This window comes from Nocardia terpenica (genome assembly GCF_013186535.1).
GTDB classification, from domain to species: Bacteria; Actinomycetota; Actinomycetes; order Mycobacteriales; family Mycobacteriaceae; genus Nocardia; species Nocardia terpenica.
Genome location: NZ_JABMCZ010000003.1, coordinates 86,950 through 113,815, shown reverse-complemented (window position 1 = coordinate 113,815; position 26,866 = coordinate 86,950). Strand labels below are relative to the sequence as shown.

Here is a 26,866-nt window from a genome sequence, read left to right as displayed (position 1 = left end):
CCGGCGTCCTCGGCCGGTGGGGTGGCGACTATCTGCGCACCGTGACGCCGTGCTGCGGGGCCGGAGTACGGATCTACCGGCACAACGAGGAACACAAGGACTGCCCCGACTGCCTGTGGTGCTATATACGTGCGTCTGGCAACTCGATACCGACCACATCGAATGGACCAGTCGCGGATACGGACGCGACCGGACACCCAGGCGCAAGCGCTGATAGGGCCGCCGCGCCCGACCGGAATGAATATTGTTCTATCAGCGAGACTCCCACGCTTCGGCGTGGGGGTCTCTTTGTGTTGCAAGGAGTTTCGTAATGGCAGAGGTGAGTGTCGTCCTGGAGTGGTTTCGTCGCAGTGAACGCGACGAGGTCGCGGTGAGCGGGGACTATACGGCGACGGTGACGTCCCGGCTGGGTGGGGGTAATCCTCGTGGTCAGTTCTGGGTGGTGTCGGCGGCGGCGGATGTGGTATTCGGCCGCGGTTACGAGTCGAGTTTCGCGGCGGCGGAGTCGGCGGTCCAGGCAGCCATCACCACCGACCGCGCGGTGCTGGCCGGTCGCGGTTCGCGGACACGGTGCGATGTTGCGCTGGACAGAGCTGGCGCGGCGTATGCCCGCTGGATCATGGCGCTCCGGTCGCGTACCGAGTCGTGGGATCACGCGGAAATGTTCGACCATTTCGAAGCGAAGAAGACCGCCGTCGAGCATATGTGCCGGGTCAACGGCGAGAGCATAGACGCCGCGACGGACGCGGAGTTGGCCGATCTGGGCATGCAACGAATTCCCTGGCGCCCAACAGATCTGACGGATTATCAGCGGGCGTGGATCGATCAGCATATCGCCGAACGCGCGGTGGAATCCCTGGTGCAGCAGGCCCTGCGTTCCGCGGCCGGTGGTGTCTAATGCCCGAGGTTGCTGAGGTGCGTGTGCTGTTCGTGTACACGCCGCAGTTCGAGCCCGACCCGGTAACGGCCGTATTCGTGGATGAGCCGTGGACCCACGGATGCGTCGGACGGTCGGCTGATGTCGTATGCGCACCACGGTCAGCACGCCAGCGCGGATCGGGAATGGGTCGCGGGTCAGCGTCCGGCGACGATGGCCGAGTACTCGGAGTTGACGCGGGAATTGTTCCGGGTCGGGTATCGACCGCTGGTGGTCGATACGTTCGAGGAATGCGAGTGTCTGATGGCTGATTCAAGTTGCGGGGCATCTGATGTGCGGGGACTCAAAAGGGGACACTGGGGCCTGCCAAGGAGAGCGAAGTTTCTACAATGAAACCGAATTTGGATAGGCGCGCACAAGAATTGTTCAAAGAAGCGTGCGAACCGATGGACAGATTTTCCTCTGGCCGAAACTGGCACGAATGCGACGAATGGGTTCGTCGCATGTGGCGAGAGATCGCGGCCGGAACCTATGTATCACTACAGTATCCCGAAATAGAAAATCACGTACCCTCACCTGGGAAAGAGGGGACGAAATGACTACAGCCCTCACGTTGTTCGCGAGCAGGTGTTTTCGCTGTGGGGTCTGCCGGATCTACTGTCCGACTTCTAGATTCGGCTGATCCGGCGCTGCTGCTGGTCGAGTTCCGGGATTCGCCGCAGGGTGGTCTGGAGTTGTGGTGTCGGCTCGCTGGGCATCGCGTGACCGATGTCGAGGCTGGCGATCATGTGGGTTTGCTGCAGTCGATCGCTGTTGATCATTTCACGATGTGTTCCGCGCAGTGCGCGGCTGGTTAGGAGATTGTTGTTGTGTCTGATTTCGTTTTCCCTGAGTTCGCTGATCGGGTTCACGCGGTCGCGGATTGGTCGGGGGTGCGGATATGGGTTTTCTACGGTCCGGGAGCGTCCTTCGCGCCCCAAGAGCTGACGGATCTGCTGCGGCTGGAGGAGGGGTTGTTTCCGCTGGCCGCCCAGATGTGGGCCGAATTCGCCGAACCCGAGCGCGTGGAGGAATCGATCGGGTTGCTGACCTCGGTCACCGCCTCCACCGTGAACGACTGGCGAGGATGGACCCAAGCGATACTGGTGTGGGACGGCTCGGGAATGTTCGCACCCGGCGCAGGCGGCGGCATCGTCCGGACCATAGAGGCACCCCGTAGGGATGCGACCGCGCCGATGTCCGGGCGTGCCGACAGGGGGCTGAGCCTGCTGTCGTTCACCCCGGACGACACCACACCGGCCAAGGCGACCGAGGCGGCCGAGGGGATCGGTTCGTCGGAGGCTCACGATGGGTGAGGTCGTCGGCGGGCGAATCCTGCGGGTGTTTCGTGACTGCTTCGATGAAGCGTCGGCCGTCGAGACGGCGGGATGTGTGGGCGGCACCCAGGAGGGTGTGTGGGCGGCCCGGCACTGGCTACAACACGACCCGGACCCCGCCCCGCACGGCCGGGTGCGCGACGTGGTCCGCAGCACCCAGCTCCCCCGCCACGGCCAACGCCTGACCTGGCAACCACCGGCCTACGGGCCGTGGCACCACATCCTGCTCCTCGTCGAGAAAGCCAACGGCACCGTCACCACCCGGTCGCTCGGCCGATCGATCTCGGTGTGGGCGTGGGTCGAGCTGCACGCCACCGGGATATGGCCGCTCCTGCACCCACCGGAGCGGGCCAGGATCGGGGAAGCGGTACAGGCCCACATGGACCGCTACATCGACCAGCGGGACTGGTGGCTGGAACTGATCGAGGTCGTCCGGGAGTTGGGGGTCGAGTCACTGGAACAGTTCCGCGCCCGGGTCACCCGCAGTTACCTCGATGTCGACGATCCCGATCCTGACTACGTGTATCTGCGGATGGGCGACAACGTGGTGAACGCGGTCGACGAGTACATGTTCGACATGACCGCCGCCTACATCCGCGACAGCGGACCAGACCTCCGCGAAACCGCATGGTGGACATAATGAACCGGCGACAACGCCACGTGTTGCCTATCGAGTCGCGGGATCACCGGTCGCCCCAGCGGGGCTGAACTCGAAGGGTGTCGTCGCAGGCTTTGCCACTACCGAATGTCGGTGGCGGGTGGTTCGATTCCACCGACGACACGGCACAGTCCGCCACCCGGGCGGGCTGCTTGTTATGGAGGGAAACGACACGATGAGTGACTTCACCATCGGCGACATGGACGAGCGGGAGATCGCGACCGATCTCGCCCGCGTGATCGACGGCACGACTTTCGAGCAGGTCACCTACGAGGCCGAGGAGAAGGACCTGTCCATCATCGTGACGGCGACGGTCGGCAACGAAACCAAGACGTTCGAGCTGAGCGTGGCCGAGATCCACGACTAACATCCACCAGCCGATCGGAGGGAGGCGGCATGGCATCCGACAACAGCGAGGCCGGGCGGCCGGTCACCGGGTATCGGCCGCTCACCGATCTCCAGCGGGAGGCGCTGCGCCGCCTGTACGTGCAAGGCGGCGACGGCCAGGTGTGGGACCGGCTCGGCGTGACCAAACGCGAGATGCTGGCCCTTGAGCGCCGCGGTCTGTGCACGGTCACCGACACCGTGGGCCTCGATGGCTGGAACACCGGTTTCAGCAACCGGTACACCGCGAAACGAATGTGGTACGCCAAGATCACCGCCGCCGGGCGCGAGCTGGCGGAGATGCAGGCGAAGGCCGACACGCTGGCCTACATCGACAGCCAGCTCGAGTCACAAGCCCTGGCCGAGTTCGACACCGACGCCATCCTCTGCGACCTTCGGCACCAGACCGGAACCTACGACTACCGCACGCTTCCGCACCTGGATTTCCTGCGGCTCGTCGGCAGCTACAACCGCGAGGTGAAGGCCCAGCGCAGGGCGCAGGAAGCGTGAAACCATTCATTCGCCGGGACATCCGGGCTACCAGCCGTCGTCGGCTGGCCGAGGAGGACTGATCGTGTACCCATATGTGAGGGGCCTGTACCAGCCGCAGCCTGCCGCGTTCGGTTGGGTGGTCACCAAGGATCTAGTGAGCGAGGACTCGCAGGAGAACTGGGTCGGCGCGGCTGGGCCGAGTGTGATCGGGGGTTCAGCGATCGTGGCTCAGGTGGAACGCGCCCGAACAGGGCAGCAGGTAGCCACCGGTTACGAGAAACATCACTGGGCGCTCTACGACGACGACGGCAATCCCGGGCTGGAAGGCTACGCGGTATGGGAGTCGGCCCGATTCGCTGAGGACGGGGACTGTGAGGATTTGTTCGAGTCCGCTCTGATGTCACCACTCGGCGATCTCGGCGAAGCCGTATTCGGTGCGACCAAGGTCCGTTACACAGGCCATCCCGAATGGGATATCGGCTAAGGTTCATCTTCGTTGGCCCGCACCGTTTCGGTGTGGGCCTTTTCGTTTACAAGGGCACGACTCGGACCGGATTCTCTCCCGTCCGGGTCCGGATTTCTATTGTTGCAGAAAGGATTTGAGTTCGATGGCGAAGACTTCACGTGACGTGCTGTACGACATCGCACAACAGAAGCGGGTGACACGTAACCAGGTGAACACTCTGATCGCGGACACCCACTCGTGGGAAGAGAACGCCGACACGTGGAAAGAGCCCTTCGACGCCCTCGCCGACCTCGAGGTCCCCGATGACGTGAACACCGACGGCCTGGACGACATTCACGTCGACGACCAATCGTTCGAGGATGTCGCCGAAACGCTCACGCAGGTGAGTGGCGTTAAACAGGCCGCGACGACGATCAGGGACACGCTGGCCGAGATCGAGGGCCTGTGCTTCGATTTCCGCGAGCACGCCGAGGTGTGGGTGGACGAAGACGCCGATCGGGAGGACCGTGCGGAAGCGAAGGAGCAATTGCAGGGCGCGGCCGAGAGCCTGAACGAGAAGCTGTCGGAACTGGACAGCTACAACATCGATCTGGGGACGGCACGGTGATGACCCCGGCAGAGTTCGTCCGGGCGCACAGCCTGGTGCCGGAGCGGGAGGCGCACCGGATTCAGGACCTGATCACCGAGACGGCATCGCTGCGTCAGGTCGGGTCCGCTGCGAAAGATCTTGTGGCGGAGGTCTTTCGACGGCGCGGGCTGACGGTGTGGGCGGCGTTCGCCATGCTCGGCTCGTCCACGCGGGAGGAGGAAGGTCGTGGCTGAGCTGGCATTGCACGAGATCGTTCAGGACGACCTGTCCCGATCGGTCTTCTTCGATCGCAATCCCGGCGCGGAGGTCCTGCGACCGTTGGTGGATTTGATGGCCCAGTACGGGGACGACTTGTGGCATGGGCTGTTCCTCGAACTGGCGGACAAGAAGCTCCACGCCAAGCAGTGGGCCGAGGCGGCGTTCGATGCCGAAGAGCCGGTGGAGATCATGCCGAACAGTACGTCGCGGTTTCTGCGGGAGACCGATCAGATCCACGCCAGCGCGGTCGATCGTGTCGAGACAGCGCGGGCGGCGCTGGATCTCATCCTGCACGGCCCGAACGAGGACCAGGAGTAAGGCAGGTAATTCGCGTGTTGCCGCGCCCTGCGAGAGATTCTCTCTCGCAGGGCTTTTCGTGTTCTGGGAGAGGTTTCGCATTGAGTTGGTATCTGGTTGGCGTTCATGCGCGGCGGGCGGCACGGGCCCGGCACGAGGCACTGCTCCAGACGATGGACGGCCACCGCGCACTCGCCTTGCTGGAGCAGGCCGCGCAGGTTCACTACCGCGATGTCGCGGCGTGGACGACGTGGAAGGAGATCTTCGAATTGACCGATCAGGAAAGAGCGGCGCTGGTGTGCGCCGAGATCGAACGGCACACAGCGAAACGGGTTCGGGCATATGTGCATTGACTGGCCCGGTGCCGCGTATCGGACATCCGCCGCCCTCACCCGCTCGTGAGTCGCCGTGACGGTTGGGGTAAGAACTCGTGGAGCGACCCCACCTTCTGGTGTTACAGCTGCTTCTTGTGTAAACGCCGAGGCACCCGCGGATTCGAGCCCGCACCCGGCGAACACCCCGCCAGCATGAGCGGGCTCGTCTGCTGCGTCAACAAGAATCGCTGCTTCGATCGCTGGGAAGAATACATCCGGGTCCGTGACGCGCTCCCGCCCGGAACCATCGACCTCGACAACGCTGACGCCGCGGACTCACCGCGTCGCAGATCCAGGAGCACACGAACCCGAACGCACCGGCCTGTCGAGCCGATCGGCATCAGCGACAATACGGTGCCGTCACGCTCGAGACCGAACCCGTTACGGGAGAAGCGAAATCAGAAGTGCTGGCTGTGCGAACAACGCCGCAGCTGCATCCTCGCCGAACGGGGTTGGGAATGCCGCACCTGCCGCAAGATCCGCTGACCGGCACATCGCTTAGATCGCCGAAATACCGACCGATCACATACCCGCCGGGCCTGATCAATGAGAGGAATGTGACTGTGCGCGTTCTGATTACACCGAGCACTCAGGAAGGGTTATGACCATTCAGTTCGGGCCGCCTATCGACCTGGCTGACCTGCCGAACTTCGGGCGTACGGATATGCGTGCCCGTCGTCCGGTGTTCGTCGGCAGGTGCTCCACCAAGGACAATCAGAATCCCGCCTCGTCGCTGCCACGACAGGTGGTCCTCGCCTCGGCGCGGCTGGAGGCGGGCGAGGAGTTCGCCGGGTATTACTGGGATGTTGAGTCCGGGATGTTGCCGCCGCAGCTGCGCAGCCTCGCGCCGCGAGAGATGTATGAGGCGCTTGGTGTGCCGCTTCCTCGCGACGGTGGGCTGCAAGATCTCGTGGATAGGGCGGAGCAGCTGGGCGTCACTCATGCGCTGGCCGAGCGTTCGGACCGGGTGGCGCGTTTCATGCTGACGAGCCTCACCGTCGAGCACGAGTTGGCCAAGGCCGGGGTGGAGGTGGTGTACGCCAACGAACCAGTCGGCGGCACCGAATCCGGGCGGCTGCGCACTCGCCGTCAGGGCCAGGTCGATGCGGAGATCTACCGGGCCACGCTGATGGAGATGTCGATGGGTGGGCAGATTCAGCACGTCATCGGTGGCTGGAACCACGGATATCCGCCCTATCCCTACATCGCGGTGATCGACGAGACCGCGCCGGTGGCGGCGCGGGGACGGTTCGGTGCGATGCGGCCGAAGCGGGAAACTCGCTCCCCATCCCGACTCGCGCCGGTTCGACGCAGCCCGGGAGTTGTGTCGCCTGCGACGGGAGGAGCACCTGAAGTCGGCGGACATCATCGCCCTCCTGGCTGCGGAGCCCGACCGGTACCCGATCGAGGGCCGGTGGACGCATAACCTGGTCGAGGGCCTGGCCGCAAACCCTAAACTCACCGGCTACCAGGTGTACAACCGGCGCGCGACCCGCACCGGCCGACCCGGGTACTCCCGGTGGAATCCGGTGTCGGAGTGGGTATGGTCGCCGGAGGTCGTGCACGAGCCGGTGGTCAGCTTGCAGGAATGGAAGCAGACTCAGGAGGTCACCGCGGCGCTGCGAGCGGGGTCGCAGGAGGGCTCGCTGTCACGTATCCGCGCCACGGCCCGTCTGCGGGGCTCACTGTCACCGCTGTCAGCAGCAGCGAGACGCACACGCTGTATCGGATCGGGAATCGGAAGATGGTGTTGCCCAACCCTATCCCGGACGTGGTCGTGCAACAGGTCATCGCCGACATGGCGAGTACGACGTGAGCGAGAGCATCGAGTGCCAGGCCACCAGGCGCGGCCGGGCTTGGGTGGCGCACGTTCCCAAGTACGGAGTGTACGGGTACGGGCGGACGCTGAAGGCGGTGCGCGAGAACATCGTCGACGGACTTGCCTACGTCGGTGTGACCGCAGAGGTCGCTGTCATCGCGGTGACACCGGAACTAGAGCGCCTGCGGTCCGTCGAGGCCGCCTACAAGACGGCCTTGCGCGAGGCGGTGGCTGCCTTGGCACTGCGCTCGATTACACCGAGGGATATCGCCCTGGCAACAGGAACGCCGACCAAACGAGTACAGACGCTTGTGGCCGAGCGGGCGGCGCATCCGGCGAGCCTCGATCCGGCGTCGATCCCGGACGGGCCAGAACGCTGAGGTTCAACTCGTCCACCGGGCGGAATGATCGGGTTCACCGCTCCGAAGCGATGGAATCGGAATCAGCAGTACGGCACGCCGGACATTCGCCGGAGCCTTGGCAGTTCTCGCACTCGTCGCCGTCCGGGTCACAGCCGGTGCCCTCACAGTCGCCACATTCACCCGTGCCTGCGCAGTCGGAACACGTGTCGGTGTCCTCACCAAGGTGCACGGCGTGGTCTGGGATGTCACCGACGAGGGCCATGGCTGCGGCGAGGGCGGCCTCGACATCGAGGCTCAGTTCCCGCCAGGCGGTGCGAGCGTTTCGCTGCCGGGCGGTGATGTAGGTGTCCGGATCGGGGCGGCGGGTTCCACCCGTCTGGATCTCATCGGCCCACCGGTGCGCCTCAGCGCGGAAAGCAGTATCGGTGATCGGCCGCAGAGACAGGAAGGAGTTCCAGCCGACCGCCGCGTGAAGCGCGTGGCTGTAGGTGTAGAGCCGGTGAGCGTATGCCGCGATCGTGTCGGCGAGATCGGACAGGGCTGCGTTGCACGCCATTCGGTAGGCGTCGCTGACATCCAACGGCGCATCCCGCGAGCTGAGCAAGCGGGCGCAACGTTGCCCGACCTGCCGTGCTTCGCTGGTCAGCGTGGGGTCGGTGTCGAGGGGCACAGCAGCGAGTATGTGCCGCCGTCACCCGCTGGACAACCACAGCTCACACCGAGCCGCAAGAGTCGAAACGTAGTGCTGGCGAACGTAACTCGACACGGAATCGGCGATAAAGCAAGCCATCGGTCGGTGTTGGACTGGCGAATGCGCCGGGGGCGCTGCGTGGCGGTGTGAATCGCACACATAATCGCCTCCGGCGTCGCCACTCGAATTGTTATCCGATAGTGACCAACAGGATTACTGGGCCGCAGCGCGGGGGGCGGCGAGCAGGTTGGTCGCGCCGGGGAACTGGTAGTAGGCGGGGCCGATCGCGTCGGTGGTGGTCATTTGCGGTCCTTGTGGTGGTTGTGGGTGGCGATGATCTGGCGGGAGTAGGCGAGGGCGGCGTAGGCGACGTGGGCTCCGACATCAGGGCGTGCGTCGTCGCGCAGCAGCCGGGCGGCGGCGAGGATCTCGCCGAAATCGCTGGTGGTGTAGTCGATGTGGATGCGACGGTTCGTCGGCTGGCTGGGGGCGGTGGCGGTGTGGGTGTCGCTCAGCATCCCAGGGTAGGCGGTGCGTGGGCGCTGCTGGTCGTCGCCGGGTGCCGTCATCGCCTGCTTCATGTCGGTCGCGTGGATACGGAAGGCCGTCTCGCTCGCGGCGGCCACATCGTGCGCCTTGCGGACTTCGTCGACGAGGGTCTGTGTCACGGCCGTGAGGTCGTGCAGGCTGGTGAGCAGTGTGGGGGCCACGTCGCGGTCGAGGGTCACCCTCGTCTGGTTGCTTGCGACGCTCTGTGCGGCCAGTCCGGCGAGCCAGGCAGAGGCACGGGTCGCGATCAGCCATTTCGGTAGTGCTGCAACGTTTTTCATAGCGGCCTCAACCGGGACAATTCTCCATGGGGACCATTGGTGGACGATGTGCATTACGCGGCCTGCACTACTTGTGCCGAGAGGCCCTTGGTGTAGCGCCAGATGGTGCGCTGGCTGACGTTGTATTCGACGGCGAGTGCGGCGACTCCCCCGTGTCCGATCGTTTCGCAGTTCTTCAGGTACTTGGTTCGTACCTCGTCCGACTCGGCCGGACTGAGAAGCGGTTCCTGCGGCGGGCGGCGCATCCCTTTCGAGATACGCAGTTGCATACGCTCTTTCGCGGTTTGGCCGCCCCAGATCCCTTCGTCGCAGAAGTTGGCGAGAGCATGGTCGAGGCATTCGCTGGTGACCGGGCAGGTTTTGCAGATCGCGATGGCGCGTTCGGCGTCGCGGCGCTGGCTCTGGCGCGGGAAGAACGGGTCGATCTCCTGCTCGTCCAGATACTCGGTCAGCGATTCCGGGACGATGTACACGACGCGCCCGATGACGGTGCTGCGCAGGCTTCCCCGCCGTCGCATCCCGTGCACAGCATGACGGCCGACGCCGAGGATCTCGCAGACTTCTTCGACTTGCAGTCCACGGCCTTCGGCTTCAGCCACGGCGGTGTAATGCTTGGCGAGCCGCAGGGGGTCGAGGTGCTCTCCTTCGGCGCAGGCGGCTCGGCTTACCCAGTCGTATTGGGCGGTTCCCATGTCGGTTTCCAATCATTCGGCCGAGCAGGTGGTAGGGGCCGACGCGCGGCGCGGCGACGCCCTACGCTTCGTCGGCGTTGGTCATCTCTCGATGTCGATGTCGGTGTCGTTCGGGAGGACGACGCGCAGTGGCCCGTGTGTGTAGCGGACTGTCGCCACGATGTAGGAATTCATGTATTCGATGTCGAGCAGGGTTCCGCGTTTGCGTTTGCTCCCTGCTCCGGTGACAAGTGTCATTCCTATGTGGTCGTAGTTGAGGTGCGCGGATTTCACGGCAGGTGCTCGTCAATGAGGTCGAGTACACCGTCGATGGCGAGGACTGATATTCCGAGATCGTCGGCGCCTTCGACGATGTGCTGAACGAGTTGCTCGAGGAGTTGTGTGAGTACTTCTTGTGGCTGATTGTCGAGGTACGTGATTCGTGACAGCAGGTGTTTGGTGCTGAGCATGTCGGCTACCATTCGGCTTGGCGGGAGCGGATTTCGTCGAGTCCGATGCGGTATTCGCGGTGAATCGTTCGGCCTCGGTTGCGCAGGCGGATGTAGACGGTGCCGTTGCGGCTGATGTCGGGCGAGCCGCTCCAGGTCCGTTCGAGGTCTTTCGGGTGGTCGGCGAGGTCTTCGCCGAGACGCTCGCGGAGGATCACGGCGAGTGTCGCGATGTCGTCCACGGCGTTTCTGTGATGCGATCCGATCCGGACGAGTGTTCGAGCGGGGCCGATCGAGATCGCGGTCCAGTGGTTCGCGGGCTGCCGGATTTCGAATTTGGGCGCGGTGAGTACGGCTGTCATGGGTGCTCGAATCCTGTCGGTGAGATCAGATTTGAGTGAGGGCCACCATTCCCCCGATGAAAAGGACTGCGGCGGAGGCTATTTGAGCCCGGTAGCGCATGGCTGTATACCGCCGATTCGTCGTGTAGTCACGACCGGCGTCGACGATTAAGAGGTATGCGAGGGCTGTGAGTATCGCCCAGCATGTCATCGAGTGGGGAGTCCCGCCCGGACGTACCTGGTGCGGATTCGGGGGGCGATCAGGCTCCGTGTCGCGGCTGTCGCCTCGCGCCACAGGATCATGAACGGATCGTGGTCAAGTTCGATGACGACAAGCGGTGCCGTCTTCGTGCCACGGTCTTTTCTTGCCTGGCTCGTGTATTTACTGTGGGCTGCAAGGCATTCCGCACAGGCTTTCTCGGCGTTGCGTCGATGCCGAGCGTATCCTGCTGGGGTGCCTCGCCTTTCCCGGCAAGCGTGTGACGCTTGCCCGGGGCCGGGGGTTGTTGGCATGGATTGAAATGTAATCAAGATGTTCATCGAGTGCAAGACGGTGAACATCTCGTGTGGTTCAGATCACTTCGTTGGCCGCAGCCTGGTCGACGCCCTCACTGGCCTTCACCTCGGGCCACTGCGTGACGGGGAACTGTTCAGCTATCTGTCGGATAGTGTCCGGGTCGACGTACCGACCGCCGCTCCGGCGTGCCCGTTCCTCATTGTTATCGAGGCACTGTTCAAGCTTGGTTTTGATGTCGAGCACCTGGAAGTCAGCCCCGAGTTCTGCCGCAAGATCAGCCCACCGCCGGGCGTGTGCCAAGCGCAGGTTCGTGTCATCCACGATCACCGAGCGTCCGGCCGCGATCAGTGCACGCACGGCCGCCTCCTGGACGCGGGTGATCAGCTGTTCCTGCTCGCCGGTGAGGATGCCGGAGCGGTTGAAAAGGCTGGCACGCAGGTCATCTCGGCTCGGCCCCTTCACGCGTCCCTCGGCCTGTTCCACCCAGGTTCGAGCGCGGGTGGTCTTACCGCTGCCGGGCCAGCCACGCGTGATGACGAGTTCGGTCATGATGCTGCTCCGATACATGCCAGTACTGATGATGTGAACGGATTCGGCTGTGTACGTGGCGATTTGGATGTGGACGCCGGATGGTTCGTCTGGTTCGGCGATTCTCTTGGCCAGCGGCATCGCCACAACCTGGCTGTCGTCGCGGTAGGCGATGCCGTCGATGGCATCGGCTACCGCGCGAGCCAGCTTCTCGATATCGGGGCGCTTCGTCGCCGGAGGCGTCGGCCGGGTCTTGGGTGTGGATTTCGGGCGCGGCAAGACGAACTCCATGCCGAGCACCACAGGACCCTCGTACAGCGGCACCCCGGCCGTACGAGCCGCGGCGTTGACCGTCTCCCGCCAGGGCTTGAGCCGGGGGGACGACTCGATCATCCGACCGTTGCCGACGTGCCTCTTACTGCCTTGCGGAGCCGGGACACCGGGCACGAACAAGGTGGTCACCACGGCTTCAGGTCCCCATCCGCGATACGTTCCAGCCGTCGCAATGCCCGCTTGTAGTAGTCGGTGCCCGGCATTTCCGGTACCGGTACTCCGGCCCACACCATGCCGCGAGGCTCGAAAGTCAATGCGTACGTGGCGCATTCACGTGCGACCTTGCAGCCGGTGCAGGCGAGCACTACCTCCGTTTGTTGCGCGCCACCTCGGTTGTCCGATTCCCATTGCGCCCATTCCTCGGGCGTTGATGCGGTCCGGCACTTGGCCAGCCGCATCCAATCACGTTCCCTGTCACCCAACCCCAACACCAAACCCTTGTATTCAGTTGTGCCCCAGAACTACTCGGGGAATCCCTCGTCGATCAATCGTGCGAGTTCCTCGGTGTATGTCCGGCCACCGGGCCAGATCCGCCGAGACCCGTAGCAGGTGTGCTCGCCACGCACCGCGTAGTTGAGCGCCTCGTCGACCCAGGCGGCAACATCGTCAGTCACCCCCCGCAGGAACCATCGCTGCATCGTTTCGGCGTTCGTCCTCTCCACAAGTTGCCGTCCCCACCACACCGGGTCCGCAACGCTGAATGCTGCTGTCAGGTCGGCGAACCCGCGCAGCGGGCTGGAACCGGGAAGCGAGCAGATCGGGTCACGCGGTTGCGCAACCTCCCAAATCGGGAAGCCGTCCGGCCACGGGCCGTGCTCACCCGCGATGCCGTAACCGGAATTGCTGCCGTCGATCGACACCCAGCCCTGCGCCCGCATGGGGTTCGCGATCAACCCGACGAACGCAACCTCCACATCCGGGTAATCGCCCCGCACCATGCCTTCCAGCAACCGGGAAACCACCGTAGACCCCTGCGAATACCCAAGCAGACCAACGAGATTCGTCGTGCTGCGAATCTCGGCCAGCAACGCTTCCACGCCCTGATCGACAGACCGCACATAATCCAGACCGAGCACACTGTCGCCACCGACCGGGCCGTAGGACGCCGGATAGGCCACGTTCCACGTAGCGAACCGGCGCTCGTCGAGGTGCTTGGCCACCTCGGCGAGCATCCCCACGGGCCGGTCGCTACCCCGCGGCGCGTGCTCCCCGGTGCCTGGAACGCACAGAACGTCGATCATTCGAACCTCACCCGGCCCTCAGCCAGGGCCGCCCGCAGCCGCCCGCGGGCATCCACGTTCCCGGGGTCGAGATAGGTGAGGCCGAGCAGGCGGTTCAGATCGGAGGTGAGCTGCTCGGGCGAGCGGGCCTTCCCGAGCGCGATCTTCACGGCTATAGCAGCGCGGCCGACCTCGATCATCTGGTCGAGATCGTTCTCCGGGACGCGGGGACCGCCGTCCGGGCCGTTCTTGATTCGCCAGATGGCGGTGCCGGGAGTCTTCTCGACCTCGGGCAGCTCCACCACCACGGCGTCGCGGATCGCGCGGAACGGGCCGCATTCGATATAGGGCGCGCCGGTCAGGACGCCGTACTGGTCGCCGTCGTCGTCGGTGGCACTGATGACGAACACTCGCCGGTCATCAGACTGGTACGGGTTCTCGCCGATCCTGACGAGCGTGAATTTCAAGTCATCCATTATTCAGTTGTCCCTGGTTCTCAGAAGGGGGTTTCCATTGCGGTAGCGCCGCCCGGCGTGCTCCACACCTCACCGCCGCCCGCAGCGGTACGAATACCGTTTCCGTCTCCGGAATTCCGGGTGATCGTCGCGGTTGCGAACATCAGGGATGGACCGATATCGACCATTTCCATTTCGATGACCATGCGCTTTTCGCCGTCTTTCTCGTAGCTGCGCTGCTTGAGATGACCGGTCACGATGACACGGGAGCCTTTGGACAGGCTATCTGCTACGTTCTCTGCAAGCCTCCGCCGCACAACGCCGCGCAGGAAAAGCGTTTCACCGTCCTTCCACTCGTTGGTGTTCTTGTCGAACACGCGAGGCGTGGAGGCAACGGTGAGGTTCAAGAAGGCCGTTCCACCTGCTGTGAAGCCGAGTTCGACATCGTGGGTGATGTTGCCCACAATGGTGAGTGGTGTTTCTCCAACCATAATCTCGTTCCTCTATTCAGTTTTCTGTTCACCGGTCGATGGCGACGGTCTACATCATAAGGCCGGGTGCCGCGAAGAACCCGCCTATGGTTCCTTATGAATTGCGCCTGTATGTGGTTGTCGGAACGTTATCCGATTCGTGCCATATGCCCGCGCCAGGGCAGTGTGACGACCGCGCCGTGCGGGCCGGTGCGATTTTTGCCGAGGCGGATTTCCACATCACCAGTAGGTTCGCCGTTGATCTTCGGGTGATGCAGCAGACACACCACATCCGCGTTCTGTTCGATGTCGCCGGATTCTTTCAGGTCGCTGGCGACGGGCGGCCGGTTCTCCTGCTCGGTCCCCCGGTTCAATTGGCACGCGAGCAACACCACGATGTCCAAGTCCTTGGCCATGACGCTGCACTGCCAGCTGGCGTGACCGATCGCCTCCCGGCGTGACAACCCGTTCCGCGACTGCTTGATGAGGCCGATGTGGTCGATCACCAACAGCCCCAACCCAACCGCCTGCTGCATCTGCTCGGCGTAGGCGCGGATCTGCTCAATCGTCAGGCTGGTTTTGTCCAGCATCCACAGGTTCGTCGAGTCCGGCCGATCCGACTCCATGTAGTCCTGGACACGGCGAGCGTGATTCGAGTCCAGCTGGCGGCGGGTGATCTGCCCGTAGTGGGCTTGCGAGCCCGCCGCTACGAGCCGCGACGCCATCTCGAGGTCGGGCATTTCCAGGCTCACCACGAGTGTAGGGGCGTGCCTCTCGGCCACGTGCTGCGCAATGTTCAACGCCGACACCGTCTTTCCCGCACCCGGACGGCCAGCGAAAATATAGGTACGGCGCGGATGCAGGCCACCCGCCAGGTGATCGTCCAGCGCCGCCCACGGTGTGGAGAACACACGCCGCTCCGATGCCGGGGTGTGCAGCCACTGCCACCAGTCCCCCAGTACCTCCGAGAAGCTGCGCACCCCGTCGGGCATCGGCAACCGCATCGGCCGGAGTTCGCCGAGTTCGAGCCCGGCAGCGATATGGTCCGCCGCGTCCTTGCCCACGGCCGGTTCCACGATCCCCGCATCGCAGATGTCACGGACGAGCGCGAAAACCCTTTGCGCGTGCGTTAATCCGGGTTCGTCCATGTCGCGGACCACCAGCACCGGCCGCCCGGCGAGCGGCGTCCAGTCGAACCGTGCCGGGTCGGTGTTCGCGCCTTGCGGCGGTGATACGGCCGCAACGCCGATCGCCTGGAAGGCGCGGACATCTTTCTCGCCTTCGACGACCGCGACCGGGACGTTCACATCGTCCGGGATCGTTTCGACACCGAAAAGTGCTGTGCCCGTTTTGTTTCCACCTTGGGCGAAGCGTTTCTTTCCGGTGTTCTTGTCGTAGAAGCGGATGACGCGTCGACCGTCGCTGTAGCCGTACTCGGTCCGGTCAGTGTCGAACAGGTCGGCCATCGACAGGCCGATCCGCGACAGTACCTCGTCGCGGTCGCCGTTGTGCACCCACAGCAGTACCCCGTCCGCGACCCTGCGGAAGGTTGTGCCGCGGTCGCCGGGGCTGTGACCGGGAGTCTGCGCGCAGCCGTGGTCGCCCTTGTCGTCGACCACGACCCCGGCTCCGCGCAGCGCCGACACCAGCCGCTCGTACGCGGAGGGGAATTCCATTCCGGGTCAGCCGATCGGCACATCGACAAGGCGGGAGCAGCTGGCCGCACCCGTGCCGACACCGATCGTATTGCGGATGAACTCCACGCCACTTGGCCGTACGTAGGTGGTGTAGCCACGCTCGGTGCCGTCCTTGGCATACGCCACGATCTTGAAATGCTTCATGTGCCTACGCAGTGGCACATTCCACATGTTCGGCTGACTCGACAAAACACCGACTTCACGCAATCGCTTCAGCATCGTATTGCGACCCCACCCGAGCATGTCGGCGACCACCGCCATGCCGTAGGTCCCGTCCGCCCCGAGGAATTCCTCGAAGGCCGCCACCTTCGGCGCGTCGATCGCGATCTTCGCGTCTCGGGCGGCGATCCGTGCTTTCTGTTCGGCGATTACGTCCGCCGACTCCAACACCGCACGCGCCAGCAGCTCCTCCCGAGTGAACGGTCGCGCGACCTCGGCATGCCGAGTCTGGATCGCGAAGTACGCCTGCGCGGCAGCGACTTCCGCTTTGTTCGGATCACCGTTCATCGCCACCAGGTAAGCGGCGAAGCGGGACAGCTCGTAGTCCGCCCGTTCGGTGCCGCCGCCCTGCTGGCGCCCCACCACTTTGCGGGATACCGCAAAGTGGCTGGTCGCGTCATGTCCTTGGTTCGCGGCGGCCTTCATCGCTCGCTCGAGCGGGACCATGAAGTTGCGCCACGCCGTGTATCCCATCAGCGGCATCAACTCGCGGGAACTCCAGTACTCCGAGCCATCCGAGCGGATGCGACGGATCGCGTCGAATGGGCTCTTGGGTTCAAGGCCGATAGTGGTGGTTACCGGCTCACTCGATAGCGCAAGGTGGGTCATGCTTGGCCCCTTCCGTTCTCTCTTCAGTTGTTATTCCGTTGTGGCACTGCGTGGTTCACGCGAGTCGAGCACGCGGGACTTCATTTCCGCCCAGTTGTCGCGCACCCACGCCTTCAACTCATCGACGTGGTAGGCGCGTTCAGCGGCCGTGTCGCCGCGGACGCCGTCCGGCAGAGGCAGCGTGGGCCACCACTCCATCCCGGTGAGACGCTGGATCTGCCCGCTGTACGGGTATTCGGCCCACCGCCTGATGAATGCCCGGAACCGGGCTTCCGAGGCGTGTGGAGGCAATTCGGCCACCGCTGCGAGCACCCGGGCAGGCATGATCGAGTACACATTGCTCGGGTCGCGGTAGTACTGCCGCACTGCTTCCACGGCTTCCTGCGGTTCCATGTCCGAACCTTCGAACAACGCCGACCATGCCGCGATCCGGTCCGGTGTCGGGGGCGGGATGCGGCGGTCGATCGCCGCTGCCGCCGAATACGCTGCGGCAGCGGCTTTTTCAGCGGTCGGGGACAATCAGGTTCGCCTTTCCGGGTTGAGGATGTCCCAACGGATCAGGTCGTTGGGGTAGTCGCAGGTGAGGTCGACGAGGTGTTGGGTGCAGTAGTGCTTGATGCCCCACCACCGCCAGTGGACGGATGCGGTGGCGGGTGCCCGGCACGACTCGAGCAGGTCGGCGTGTTCGCACACTGCCCACCATGCGGATGGCGGCGGCATCAGTCGGCGAAGTGCGGGACGGCCGACTCGGAGGCCGGGCTCATACGATCTCACCCGCCTCGGCCAGCTGGTCCGCGGTGATGTCGAGGACATCGCCGTCGTCCACGTCGAAATCGGTGGCCGGGATGCCGCCTACCGTGCCGTCGAGATGTCGGCGCGGCTGCGGTTCCGGCGCGACGTGAACGTAGGGCTCGAGTTCTCTTATGGCGGTCTTGCGGTACATGACGCCGGTCGGCAGCTGCCATGGAGAGGTCGGCTTGTCGGAAGCGAACGACTTCGCTTTCGCGGTCGCGATCCGTTCCGGAGTCGCCTCTGCCACCGTCGACGGCGTGCCGTCCCAATGGACAGCAAACGCATAGGCCGACAACGGCTTGCCGCGATCACCCTGAGCGGGGACATGGTTCGGCACGATGTCGGTCAGCGGGTCGAACGAGTAGGTGTCGTTCGAGAAGACGGTGCGGGCGACCACGCTGCGGTAGAAGCCCGAGTTGAGGACTCGCTTGATGATTCCCCGGTAGCTTTCCTCGCCGCTGATCGCGTTGCCACGCTTGATGAAATGAAAGTCCTTCGAGCCGGGCTCATGCCCCAGCCGGGCACATTCGACGAGCGCCCGCATGTAACTCGCGCCCTGGTCGGCTTTGGTGACGGCCATGATGTCTGGGTTCTTGCGCGCGGCGTTCTCAGCGGCCATCAGCCAGCGGTCGGGGTCCTGGCGCAGCACGGTCGGCAGAACGGTGCCCAGCTCGCGCTTGTACCGGGCGACAACGGCCAGCGGGTTCTGCTGAGTGGCAACAGCTTTCGAGATCTCCGACATATGTTCCTCTACTATTCAGTTGTGGTGGAGCGTTATTCGGCCGGTCGCGGTGCGGCACGCTCAGCCATAGCGGACCCGGGCCGGGATGCGGCGAGGCTTCACTTCGGTGAAAGGGATGCGGGCGGCCTTAATACGGGCAACGCAGTCGAGGGTGCCGCGCGAGTCGGGGAGCGGGAACGCGAACGCCGCCAGGTACCCGCCCAGGTCCACCATGGCCTGATTGCGTTCGGGACCGCGGCGCGGGCACTTGCCGGGTACGGCGGGGCGCTTGTGGTAGCAGTCCGCGTCGCAGTACCGAGTCGTCATGGGCACGGCGCGCACCGGCAGCCAGAGCGCCTGCCACACGTCGGCCCCCTGCTCGTCCGCGCCGCCGTACGGGCATTCGCCGTGCACCAACTCCACGTCGTTCGGGCGGCCGTTGGCGTCCCACCAGCCGATCAGCGTGTCGGCGATCAGCTGCGGGTCCGCCCAGCGCCGCGACCCGGTGATGAGGATACGGCGGGTGTTGTCGGCCATTACGCTGCTGCCTTGGTGATCGAGGTCGGGGTGGTGCCGGGGCGGGGTGCGGATTTCAGGTACGGGTCGCCGCCGTTGGCCGGGCGGACGCGGTAGGCGAGGTTCTGGTCCCCGCAGCGGGCTTTCCAGCCCATGCCGATGAGATCGGCGATCTGGGTCCGGACCTCCATGTACTCGGCGTCGGCGGCCTCACGTTTGGCCTGCACTTCCCACCAGCGGTCGGCGAGTGACGCGGGGGCGTCCACGATGACCGAGCGGTCGATGTCGGGGTGCAGCTCGCGCACGGCCTGGTAGGTGGCGAGGTGGCCGTCGAGGTTGGGTGGGATGTCGTTCTGGAACTGGGTCCAGAACTGCTCACCCTCGCTGCGGAGGAACTCGAGGTCGCCACGGGACGGGCGGATGCGGTAGGACCGGGCATCGTTGCCACCGATCAAGGCGCGCAACGCCATCGACTCGAGACCCAGAACGTCGCAGTACCAGGCGATTTGGCAGCGATAGTAGATAGGAATGTTGTCTGATCCGTCACGGCCCCACTTCTCGGAGTAGTCGGGGCCGGGAGCTTTGATCTCCACACCGTCCACCAGCTCGTCTCCGGACCAGATCAGCAGGTCGGGGTTGGCGAGCTGCCAGCGGCGCTGGTGGTGCCGGTAGGTGGCTCCGGTGGTCGCGCGTTGACCGCGGTCGATGTGGTTGGCGATGTATTCGGCGGCGATGACCGGTTCGAGGAGCGTGCCCCATTTCATCGGGGCCGTCTCCGCAACCGTGGCGAGGTGGTCTTTCTTGCGGTGCCAGAGACCGAATCGGCCCTCCCAGGGGGACAGGCCGACAACGGCGGAGATTTCCGAGCCGCCGATTCCGTTCGCGCGGGCGGCGTGCCATTCGGGGCTGCCGGAGATGAATTCGCCGACAATTTCCGCTTGCCCATTGACAGCAGGCGTCACCAGATCTCCCATTCATGGGTTTCTCGGACGCCCGAAGCATCACAAAATAGAGTGTTCGGTGCGAGGTTTGCACGCCTGCCAGTCCGTCGCGCGCATCCCAGGGGCGGCATCCTTGATCAATGCTGACCAGTGCTTTCGCCGCTTCACCCCCGCCTCGCCCGAACGACATTACTCGAGTCTGCTCCGCCACACCAAGCGGAGGGAACATCGATCCGGTGCCTTTTGGCTCACAGTGGACAGGTGCCCGAAATAGTCACGCACGCAGAAGTTCTGCCTGTTTGTAAAGCCCTTGTTTTGGGTACCGGCCGAGGCATGGCATCGTTGCGCTTCGGAAGTGTTGCATCGCCAACTACACTCCTGCATCATGGGCGGGTGCAGGCGGGAACACAGGCAACAATGAGCGACACGTCAACAGATGACGACGCATGGCTCGTTGATGCAATGCGCATGGCAGGCATTGTGGATACCCGCACAGGCAAGCCCTCCCGTGTCGAGTTGGCGAAGCGCGCTGGTATCGCTCGCGGAACCGTGTACAACCTGCTGAGCGGCAAGGTCGGACACATCCTCGATCCGTCGATCCTGCTGCGGCTAGCGGCCACGCTCAAAAAGCCGATCGGCGAACTGATCGGTTACATCGAAGGGCAGCAAGCCAAGCCGATGTCGATGCGGGTCACCGCCGACATGCAGGAGATCGTTCTCCTCGCCCTCTTCCGCGGGCTTCGCACACCCGAGGAGCAGGCCGCCCTCGTCGAGGGCCTCTTCGAGGCGTACAAGGACAGCACGGACACCGAGGACTAGCCGACTACACGTAGTCTTCCCACACCAGAGCGCTCGGCGATACCGGCGCGCAGCAATTTGTCGACAATCTCGCAGAATCTGGTTGTCTCGGCGACTACCCGGCCCTTGAGGCGCGCCAGCTCGTCCAGCTCGAAGTCCTGGACGTTGTCGATCGAGTCGCCCCTGGTGAGTGTCACGGTGAGGTCGAGACCTTCGGCCCACAGCTCAAACCCGAAGCGTTCACCGAGCACGCTCGTCTCGTCGGACTTGATCGTCCGCGCTCCCTCATCCGCACCCACCTGCGTTTCGAACAACTCAATCCCCATCGTTCGTACAACATTCGACAACCTGACAAGTGAGCCAGCTCCTGGCGATGATTCCGGCTTCCGTGTCGCCGCCGACCCACCCCTTACCGCATCACCTCGCGCATCCCCCGCCTGCGAGGCTCTCCGTGAGTCTCACATTCTGCCCGATTCGTCCGGCGCAGCCCATGAAAACAGCTTTCGCCCGCCGCTGTCCAGCAGAAGGCAACGCTCGAGGTCACCAAAATTTTTGGTACCGAGCGGAAGTACCGCCCACTTGCCACGGGGACACGCATATCTGCCAGCGCAAATCGGCTCGGCCAACTCGAACTATCGGGGTGTCCGGACCGGACGGATTGGTGAATCGTCTGGGAATTTCCGGAGCTTCATCGTCAGGCGTTTGATGGCGAATCTGTGATCGACGATGCTCGGCCTGCCGCACCGCAGGCCAGAGCGCGGGTGCCCCGCAGCCAGAACGGTTCTGACCGCGGGGGACTGGCCGAATTGTTATCGTCGCGCTTGCCAGAACGCCATGCCGAGCCTCGCGGGTTCACATGGAATCTCTTCGACATCGGCGAAACCGGCGTCGCGAATCAAGGCGGGGACGCGTCCATCGAGATTCGCATCGAGGACACCCCGGCCATGGGACAAGCGATGGCCGTAGGAGCCGAGTTTGGCGAGCATGCCACGCGGCTGGCCGAGGTCGAGGATGTGCAGCCGTCCCTCGGAACGCAGCAGTCCGTGCATGCCGCGCAGTGCCGACAGTTTCTGTTCCGTGGTCAGGTGATGCAGCACGAAACCGGTCAGGATTCGATCGAAGCTGCCCGGTGCGAGGGCGAGATCTTCCAGTGTCCCCAAACGGAACTCGATATCCGCGCCAGCGGCGGCGAAACGTCGGCGGGCGATCCGTTGCATCCTGGGATCGACATCCACGCCGATGACCTGAGCACCCGGACAGGCATCCTTGATCAGCAGCGCCAATTGCCCTGGCCCGCAACCGAAATCCAGCACCGTCATTCCAGGCTGGATGTCGGCCTGGTCGACGAGCTGCTTGCGGATCGGCTGGAGGACGCGCATCAGCGGCTCGTACGCTGGTGTCAGCCAATCGAATCCGAACGCGGGCACGAACGACCGCTTCTCATCTGTGGTACTCATGTGTTTCCTCCACTGTCTGCCTACTGGTTAGGCAAGGCTATCCATGTCAACGTCGAAGTGCGGGCTGTGCTTCTGAAGCGATGGAGGCGCGGAGCAATCGTCGATGAACTCGATCACGGGAAATCCCGCCAAGAGGGGACAGGGGTTTCGAGGGCTTCCTGTATGACGCCAACATGCAGGCTATGCGTGATGTTCTTGGTGAGCGGCCACACCAGAAGCTGCTCCACCACGGTCACCTCCCGCTCGTTGCCCGGTTCGGGTATCCACACCCGTCGTTTCGGTTTGGACGGCCAGGTAGTGCATAGGTATCCGGAGTTCCAGAAGGACCGGAATTCCGGATTGCCACCGAGGTCGTCCAGGATCTCGGCGACTTCGGGGCGAAACTGAGGCGACGACGCGACATGGCGGACATGACCCACCAGGTCCCTCACGTCCGGTTCCCAGTCCGGGGAACGCAGTTTCGCTTCGTCGGTGAACCACCAATGGACGAACGATTTGGCTTCCGAGGCTCCCGGCCACAGCCTGTCGAAAGCCGGGGTCGCCATCGGAACACCGGCCCGGGTCCGCGCCACCGACCATCCGATGAAGTAGGCCGCCATCGTCGCATCGGTGAACGTCGACAGCATCATGAGCGCCAACTCCTCCGACACCGGCTCGCGATGGGACTGGTAATGACCGCTGAGGACCAAGAGGTGGATGTGCTCGTCGGGCGTTGGCGCAAGCGCGTCGACCAACCTGATCAGCATCGTTTTGCTGAGCCTGTCGACCTGATCCTGCTCGATGTTCCGCAAGGTGGTGACGCTGAAATTGGTCCGCCTCGCAAGTTCCTCTTGTGTCAGACTTTTCCGAATCCGCAGGGCGGCAACAAACTCGCCCAGCGTCGGTAGTCCAGTCATCTTCTCCTGCTTCGCCACGCATCCCTCACTGCTCGGTACCGGTCAGTCTGTACCCACCTATACCGGCGGCGGCCTGGAACTTACACATCGTGGCGATCCGAGCTTTGCGCTCACTGCCTCGGTCTCACTGGCAGCGAGCGGCACCACGGGGACGAGCCAGCTTCATCGCCGCCCGCCGACCTCGGAGCACCGCCAGAGGCCATACGCCAACACACGTGACCGACACCAGTGTTCGAGACATCGACGCCACCACAGCCCTTGACCGCAGAGGCCGATGATGCGCCATGGCGAGAACGGGCAATCGATCCAGCACCAGAACTACCCAGCGCCGACGAGAAGCCTTCCCCGATACCGGATGTCGGCCATCCAGCGATTTGCCGCGCCACCGACAACTCCGACTACCTGCACCGCTGGTCCCGAGACACGGCAAACCTCAACTACAAGCCCGAGGTACCCAACGGCGGCACCCCTGGATGAACATCGCACACCCCGCTAGCCCCCGCGACCGGGGGCTTCGGCATCTTCGACCTGCGCAAGGTGCTGGGTCTCTTCGAGGAAGATCCGCAGCCCCTCCGCGATCTTCCCGGCAGCATTCTCCAGCTGTTCGGGCGGCAGATACTTCCCGAACGCAGCAGCGTCCAACAACTGCGACCGAACCTGCTCCAGGTTCATCGTCGCCCAGTCTCGACGAGAAAGAGGCATGGCCAGACGATACCTCGAGTCGAACTCATGTTCGATACCAGATGGTCTGTCGCTACGCAGGGCTGCCTGTTGCCGTGTGAGTAACCTCGGCAGTGTCTACGCTGCCGGGTGTCGCGCGTGACGGGCCTCCGCGCGATAGGTTGAGCAGATGGGGCAGATCGACAAGGACCAGGAACGAGAGTGGCTTGAGCCGTATCGCACTGCTGGCGAGATGCTGAGTGCTGACAACCCGATCCAACGCGCAGGCGGCATCCGAATACTCGAACGAATTATAAAAGATTCGTCCTCCTATCGGGTTGCAGCCCTGGAAAGTCTCGCGGACTTCTTGCGATACGCTACACGCCAGGAAAGAGGCGCAGACTCAGATCAGATACCTGCCGATATTCTCGCCGCCGTTACTGCGCTCCGTCGATACCCAGCCGAGGAAAGTGTCAAGATGCTCAACCTTCGCGGAGCCCATTTCGATCACACAGATCTTTCAAATATCAATCTCCGCGGAGCGGATCTCACGTCCTCGGTATTAATCAGTACAGACTTCTCCGGGGCAGATCTTTCCGGGGCGCTCCTCCGGGAGGCCAATCTTACCGGCGCTGATCTGACAGGGGCAAAACTACGTGGCGCGGACCTCACCCGCGCTCTATTACCGAGTGCCAACCTGGACGGCACAGACCTCACCGACTGCACTCTGGCTGAAGCGGATTTCAAATACGTCGATATCTCTACAGCGATCGGGCTTCCCCCGGATCTGACGGGGAAGTCTGGCGATGAACTGTGGCACGCCATCCTACGGATACAGCAGAACGGCTAGACTCGGTATTCAGTCGGCTACGCTCGCCCGCCCTTTTCGGGTGCGCGGTTCCATATCCGGTCACGCTCGGCAGCGCGCCCCCGATTAAGTCACGCAGAAGGATCGGGATCGGAGTGTGCCTGTGGAGACTGTGGTATTCGCGGGCCTGTCTGCCTCTCCCACGCGTCCCATAGGTCGGGTGCTTCGAAAGGGTCTTCCGGGTATTTGGCGCGAGCTTCGGGGGGCAACTGACCGAGCATACGCTGATATGCGGCGCGCATGCGCGCATGAGGATCTGATCGGGAGGTCGTCAAGGCCGCTGTCAGTCGCGACATGACCTCGTTTGTGTCGGGTGGATTGAAATCGCCCGCAAATTCTGAACCCGGGCATAGAACCAACGATGTATCGGCCGATGCTTGGTATCCGATTCGGTCTTCTCCCCGAAGCGTCATCAGTATTGAACGCTCGGTAAGTGGCAATACGTGCCATCTCGCGTCACACCATTCGTGCGGGCAGCGTCGGCTGCTCTGCGTATCATCGTCGGTCATATCTCCGCCTTGATTGGTTCGACTGGGTTTGGTATCACTTTCCACCCCTTTGCGGTGTGCGGTATCGGACGCGTTCATTCCGGTAGTTTCACTAGCGGGTTCGACCAATGCCCCGTTCCAGTGCCTGTGCCCGTGCCTCCCGGCCCGCCCTGGTTGTACCGTCGTGCGGGGCTGGACCGTTCCGCAGGACTTCATCTGGTGTGAGAAAGGATCTCGCTAGTAGATCCGCTACTTCTGGAGCGTGCGGCAACATAGCCCGCACGGCTTGTTCGTGGGCTACGCGGGCTAATTGTGCCTGCTGTAATTGCTGGCTTTCCTGCGCGGCGCGTTCGTCGGCGATTTCCCGTCCTCGGGGTTGCTGGCTTGGGGGTGTGAATTCCCGTGCCACCCGTTCCGCGGCTTCCCGTTCGACCCTCGCGCGTTCCTCGGCTGTTCGCGCCTGTTGTGGCGTATCCCGTTGCTGAGCCTTCTGCTGGCGCGCCAGCTCACCGACGCCCGGAAGTTCGAGTTGCTGACCACGCTCCATCTCCAGGCCACGCGCCCAAATCTCGCGGGCCTGGTCTCGGGTGATCACTTGATGCGTGAATTTGTCCGGATGATCTCGGGCCAGTGCCTCGATCAGCGCCTGCGCCTCTTTCGATACCGCCTCACCTTCGACGGATCGGAGTAGATGATGCTGAACTTCTCCCCTCTCGATCAGAGTGCGAATTGCTTTCAGCTGGTTCTCGTCCTTCGTTCCGCCGATCCTGCCGGATTTGTCTTCGATCGTATAGACCAGCCCCCGATCTTCCTTTACCTTATCGAACCGGATTCTTTCTTTTTCGGCCTCATAGATTCGGGAACCGGGGACGTATCCTTTTTCCCAATCACGGAAATACCGATACGTGCCGTTTTCGAAGATTCTGCCGCGCTGGTTGCTGTCGAATGGTTTGCGATCGCGGCTATAACCGTCATCAGGCATGGAATCCGCCCCCGGATTGCGGAATACTACTTCACATGGTCACATGAAAGGAGGATGGTACGGGAAATCTTGGCGCGCTTCGGAGAACGACGGTGCGCCTTCCTTGCGCAGCCTCCAGAACGACACGGATACCAGCTCGATTATGGAGATGAATTCGTTCTCGATAATATATTCGGTGAGAAATTCTGCCGAGCAAGTTTTCCAGCCCTCGAATTTGAATGCTATACCTGGTTCGATACCAGGGTAGAAGTGTTTATCACCGCAGTCGTTGTATCCGGATGGCATGTCCTTATATTTTGCGATATCAATCCACTGTGCATCAAGGTACTTGACGAACCACTCCCCGGTGAAGCAGACGAGTTGGTCAACGAGGTCGGCATTGTCTGGAAGGTACATGGCCTCGATATCCGGGAACAGTTCCGCGACCACGTCATTGATCTGACTTGCCTCGTCCGACTCGAAATCCCACGGTTCGGGCGGCAAGGCAGGCAATTCGGCGCGCTGGAGGAATTTCCGGGCTTGCGCCGCGTGGCGCTGCGGGTCGACCCACTTTGCCCACGCGGACTCCTCGACGTCCAGATCGAGGTCCATGCCCAACTGTTCGTCATTCCCCACGATGACGCCTCCGCTTCCATCGCTATCGTTGCTATTCGATTCGGTCACGAATTCCACTGGCACTCTTGCTGTTCGGCATCCACTGCGACCAGCTCAACAGCAACGTACACCAGGGCACCGACACCACGGGTGACCAATGGCGAGGCACTG

General features: G+C 63.4%; 39 protein-coding genes and 1 pseudogene. 15 read left to right on the top strand and 25 right to left on the bottom strand.

Translation table 11 applies throughout. From position 1 onward, the window contains the following. The first annotated feature begins 310 nt into the window (after positions 1-310). Positions 311-898, top strand: a complete 588-nt coding sequence (locus HPY32_RS21725; protein ID WP_067595259.1) for a hypothetical protein — start codon at positions 311-313, stop codon at positions 896-898. Between the two features lie 647 nt (positions 899-1,545). Here HPY32_RS21725 and HPY32_RS21720 read toward each other — a convergent pair. After that, a complete protein-coding gene (locus HPY32_RS21720; RefSeq protein ID WP_156674788.1) occupies positions 1,546-1,788 on the bottom strand; it encodes a hypothetical protein in 243 nt (80 codons plus the stop codon). Positions 1,789-1,809: 21 nt separating this feature from the next. Between HPY32_RS21720 and HPY32_RS21715 the strand changes: the two genes are divergently transcribed. From HPY32_RS21715 to HPY32_RS44780, 12 genes and pseudogenes are all read left to right on the top strand, one after another. Further along, positions 1,810-2,232, top strand: a complete 423-nt coding sequence (locus tag HPY32_RS21715) for a hypothetical protein (RefSeq protein WP_067595262.1) — start codon at positions 1,810-1,812, stop codon at positions 2,230-2,232. Beyond that, positions 2,225-2,893: a hypothetical protein gene (locus tag HPY32_RS21710; RefSeq protein ID WP_067595265.1), complete on the top strand. Its 669-nt coding sequence runs from the start codon at positions 2,225-2,227 to the stop codon at positions 2,891-2,893. The genes HPY32_RS21715 and HPY32_RS21710 overlap by 8 nt, the downstream gene beginning before the upstream one ends. A gap of 193 nt (positions 2,894-3,086) precedes the next feature. Next, positions 3,087-3,278, top strand: coding sequence for a hypothetical protein (locus HPY32_RS21705; protein ID WP_156674790.1), 192 nt, complete (start codon positions 3,087-3,089; stop codon positions 3,276-3,278). Between the two features lie 29 nt (positions 3,279-3,307). Further along, positions 3,308-3,805 (top strand): hypothetical protein, encoded by a 498-nt coding sequence (locus tag HPY32_RS21700; RefSeq protein ID WP_067595272.1) that lies wholly within the window; start codon positions 3,308-3,310, stop codon positions 3,803-3,805. Positions 3,806-3,869: 64 nt separating this feature from the next. Continuing rightward, positions 3,870-4,271, top strand: coding sequence for a hypothetical protein (locus HPY32_RS21695; protein ID WP_156674791.1), 402 nt, complete (start codon positions 3,870-3,872; stop codon positions 4,269-4,271). Between the two features lie 124 nt (positions 4,272-4,395). After that, on the top strand, positions 4,396-4,860 hold the full coding sequence (locus HPY32_RS21690; RefSeq protein WP_156674793.1) for a hypothetical protein: 465 nt from the start codon (positions 4,396-4,398) through the stop codon (positions 4,858-4,860). Beyond that, on the top strand, positions 4,860-5,075 hold the full coding sequence (locus tag HPY32_RS21685) for a hypothetical protein (RefSeq protein ID WP_156674794.1): 216 nt from the start codon (positions 4,860-4,862) through the stop codon (positions 5,073-5,075). The genes HPY32_RS21690 and HPY32_RS21685 overlap by 1 nt, the downstream gene beginning before the upstream one ends. Beyond that, on the top strand, positions 5,068-5,418 hold the full coding sequence (locus HPY32_RS21680; protein WP_067595285.1) for a hypothetical protein: 351 nt from the start codon (positions 5,068-5,070) through the stop codon (positions 5,416-5,418). The genes HPY32_RS21685 and HPY32_RS21680 overlap by 8 nt, the downstream gene beginning before the upstream one ends. 80 nt (positions 5,419-5,498) lie before the next feature. Then, entirely contained in the window at positions 5,499-5,750 is a 252-nt protein-coding gene (locus HPY32_RS21675) for a hypothetical protein (RefSeq protein ID WP_067595288.1), read from the top strand. 622 nt (positions 5,751-6,372) lie between these two features. Further along, on the top strand, positions 6,373-7,197 hold the full coding sequence (locus HPY32_RS43950; protein WP_067595294.1) for a recombinase family protein: 825 nt from the start codon (positions 6,373-6,375) through the stop codon (positions 7,195-7,197). Further along, positions 7,094-7,318, top strand: a pseudogene (locus HPY32_RS46580) (hypothetical protein); the annotation flags it as partial. The gene HPY32_RS43950 and the pseudogene HPY32_RS46580, both read left to right, overlap by 104 nt. 265 nt (positions 7,319-7,583) lie before the next feature. Next, positions 7,584-7,970: a hypothetical protein gene (locus HPY32_RS44780; protein ID WP_067595300.1), complete on the top strand. Its 387-nt coding sequence runs from the start codon at positions 7,584-7,586 to the stop codon at positions 7,968-7,970. 34 nt (positions 7,971-8,004) lie between these two features. Here HPY32_RS44780 and HPY32_RS44775 read toward each other — a convergent pair whose 3' ends face one another. The 18 genes from HPY32_RS44775 to HPY32_RS21590 form a co-directional block, all read right to left on the bottom strand. Then, positions 8,005-8,622: a hypothetical protein gene (locus HPY32_RS44775; RefSeq protein WP_067595303.1), complete on the bottom strand. Its 618-nt coding sequence runs from the start codon at positions 8,620-8,622 to the stop codon at positions 8,005-8,007. Between the two features lie 320 nt (positions 8,623-8,942). After that, positions 8,943-9,473, bottom strand: coding sequence for a hypothetical protein (locus HPY32_RS21665; RefSeq protein ID WP_156674795.1), 531 nt, complete (start codon positions 9,471-9,473; stop codon positions 8,943-8,945). Positions 9,474-9,526: 53 nt separating this feature from the next. After that, positions 9,527-10,165 (bottom strand): WhiB family transcriptional regulator, encoded by a 639-nt coding sequence (locus HPY32_RS21660; RefSeq protein WP_067595308.1) that lies wholly within the window; start codon positions 10,163-10,165, stop codon positions 9,527-9,529. Between the two features lie 81 nt (positions 10,166-10,246). Continuing rightward, complete coding sequence (locus HPY32_RS21655) at positions 10,247-10,438, bottom strand: hypothetical protein (protein WP_067595311.1); 192 nt, start codon at positions 10,436-10,438, stop codon at positions 10,247-10,249. Further along, positions 10,435-10,614: a hypothetical protein gene (locus HPY32_RS21650; RefSeq protein WP_156674797.1), complete on the bottom strand. Its 180-nt coding sequence runs from the start codon at positions 10,612-10,614 to the stop codon at positions 10,435-10,437. The genes HPY32_RS21655 and HPY32_RS21650 overlap by 4 nt, the downstream gene beginning before the upstream one ends. A 5-nt stretch (positions 10,615-10,619) precedes the next feature. Continuing rightward, entirely contained in the window at positions 10,620-10,955 is a 336-nt protein-coding gene (locus tag HPY32_RS21645; RefSeq protein WP_067595318.1) for a hypothetical protein, read from the bottom strand. Positions 10,956-11,505: 550 nt separating this feature from the next. Next, a complete protein-coding gene (locus tag HPY32_RS21640; protein WP_067595321.1) occupies positions 11,506-12,444 on the bottom strand; it encodes an AAA family ATPase in 939 nt (312 codons plus the stop codon). Continuing rightward, complete coding sequence (locus HPY32_RS44770; RefSeq protein ID WP_082871787.1) at positions 12,438-12,710, bottom strand: WhiB family transcriptional regulator; 273 nt, start codon at positions 12,708-12,710, stop codon at positions 12,438-12,440. Before HPY32_RS44770 ends, HPY32_RS21640 begins: the two co-directional genes overlap by 7 nt. Before the next feature lie 63 nt (positions 12,711-12,773). Continuing rightward, a complete protein-coding gene (locus HPY32_RS21635; protein ID WP_067595324.1) occupies positions 12,774-13,553 on the bottom strand; it encodes a PE-PPE domain-containing protein in 780 nt (259 codons plus the stop codon). Further along, a complete protein-coding gene (locus tag HPY32_RS21630; protein ID WP_156674798.1) occupies positions 13,550-13,999 on the bottom strand; it encodes a hypothetical protein in 450 nt (149 codons plus the stop codon). Before HPY32_RS21630 ends, HPY32_RS21635 begins: the two co-directional genes overlap by 4 nt. Positions 14,000-14,028: 29 nt before the next feature. Beyond that, complete coding sequence (gene ssb / locus HPY32_RS21625) at positions 14,029-14,478, bottom strand: single-stranded DNA-binding protein (protein ID WP_082871788.1); 450 nt, start codon at positions 14,476-14,478, stop codon at positions 14,029-14,031. A 128-nt stretch (positions 14,479-14,606) separates the two neighbouring features. Then, the gene (locus HPY32_RS46205; RefSeq protein WP_171983013.1) at positions 14,607-15,971 is read right to left on the bottom strand and encodes a DnaB-like helicase C-terminal domain-containing protein; all 1,365 of its coding nucleotides are present in this window, start codon (positions 15,969-15,971) and stop codon (positions 14,607-14,609) included. A gap of 168 nt (positions 15,972-16,139) precedes the next feature. Further along, entirely contained in the window at positions 16,140-16,982 is an 843-nt protein-coding gene (locus tag HPY32_RS21615; RefSeq protein WP_156674800.1) for a phage antirepressor KilAC domain-containing protein, read from the bottom strand. Between the two features lie 30 nt (positions 16,983-17,012). Next, complete coding sequence (locus HPY32_RS21610) at positions 17,013-17,375, bottom strand: hypothetical protein (RefSeq protein WP_067595339.1); 363 nt, start codon at positions 17,373-17,375, stop codon at positions 17,013-17,015. A gap of 126 nt (positions 17,376-17,501) precedes the next feature. Continuing rightward, a complete protein-coding gene (locus tag HPY32_RS21605; RefSeq protein WP_156674801.1) occupies positions 17,502-17,675 on the bottom strand; it encodes a hypothetical protein in 174 nt (57 codons plus the stop codon). Positions 17,676-17,742: 67 nt separating this feature from the next. After that, complete coding sequence (locus HPY32_RS21600; protein WP_067595342.1) at positions 17,743-18,516, bottom strand: RecT family recombinase; 774 nt, start codon at positions 18,514-18,516, stop codon at positions 17,743-17,745. Between the two features lie 60 nt (positions 18,517-18,576). Then, positions 18,577-19,032, bottom strand: coding sequence for a hypothetical protein (locus HPY32_RS21595; protein WP_067595345.1), 456 nt, complete (start codon positions 19,030-19,032; stop codon positions 18,577-18,579). Continuing rightward, entirely contained in the window at positions 19,032-19,973 is a 942-nt protein-coding gene (locus HPY32_RS21590; RefSeq protein WP_171983012.1) for a YqaJ viral recombinase family nuclease, read from the bottom strand. Before HPY32_RS21590 ends, HPY32_RS21595 begins: the two co-directional genes overlap by 1 nt. A 396-nt stretch (positions 19,974-20,369) precedes the next feature. Here HPY32_RS21590 and HPY32_RS21585 point away from each other — a divergent pair, with 396 nt between their 5' ends. After that, the gene (locus HPY32_RS21585) at positions 20,370-20,771 is read left to right on the top strand and encodes a helix-turn-helix domain-containing protein (protein WP_171983011.1); all 402 of its coding nucleotides are present in this window, start codon (positions 20,370-20,372) and stop codon (positions 20,769-20,771) included. On the opposite strand, the gene HPY32_RS21580 is transcribed toward HPY32_RS21585, so the two are convergent. From HPY32_RS21580 to HPY32_RS21565, 4 genes are all read right to left on the bottom strand, one after another. Then, entirely contained in the window at positions 20,768-21,076 is a 309-nt protein-coding gene (locus tag HPY32_RS21580) for a hypothetical protein (RefSeq protein ID WP_067595353.1), read from the bottom strand. The two genes, HPY32_RS21585 and HPY32_RS21580, sit on opposite strands and share 4 nt — an antisense overlap. Before the next feature lie 483 nt (positions 21,077-21,559). Further along, the gene (locus HPY32_RS21575) at positions 21,560-22,177 is read right to left on the bottom strand and encodes a class I SAM-dependent methyltransferase (RefSeq protein WP_171983010.1); all 618 of its coding nucleotides are present in this window, start codon (positions 22,175-22,177) and stop codon (positions 21,560-21,562) included. A gap of 143 nt (positions 22,178-22,320) precedes the next feature. Continuing rightward, a complete protein-coding gene (locus tag HPY32_RS21570) occupies positions 22,321-23,121 on the bottom strand; it encodes a helix-turn-helix domain-containing protein (RefSeq protein WP_067595357.1) in 801 nt (266 codons plus the stop codon). A 474-nt stretch (positions 23,122-23,595) separates the two neighbouring features. Beyond that, a complete protein-coding gene (locus tag HPY32_RS21565) occupies positions 23,596-23,805 on the bottom strand; it encodes a DUF6374 family protein (protein ID WP_067595358.1) in 210 nt (69 codons plus the stop codon). 148 nt (positions 23,806-23,953) lie between these two features. Between HPY32_RS21565 and HPY32_RS21560 the strand changes: the two genes are divergently transcribed. Further along, positions 23,954-24,613 carry a pentapeptide repeat-containing protein gene (locus HPY32_RS21560; protein ID WP_082871790.1) on the top strand — a complete coding sequence of 220 codons (660 nt, stop codon included), beginning with the start codon at positions 23,954-23,956 and terminating at the stop codon, positions 24,611-24,613. A gap of 618 nt (positions 24,614-25,231) precedes the next feature. On the opposite strand, the gene HPY32_RS21555 is transcribed toward HPY32_RS21560, so the two are convergent. Further along, positions 25,232-26,101, bottom strand: a complete 870-nt coding sequence (locus HPY32_RS21555; RefSeq protein WP_156674804.1) for a hypothetical protein — start codon at positions 26,099-26,101, stop codon at positions 25,232-25,234. 39 nt (positions 26,102-26,140) lie between these two features. Then, positions 26,141-26,773: a hypothetical protein gene (locus tag HPY32_RS21550; RefSeq protein WP_067595362.1), complete on the bottom strand. Its 633-nt coding sequence runs from the start codon at positions 26,771-26,773 to the stop codon at positions 26,141-26,143. Positions 26,774-26,866: the final 93 nt, after the last annotated feature.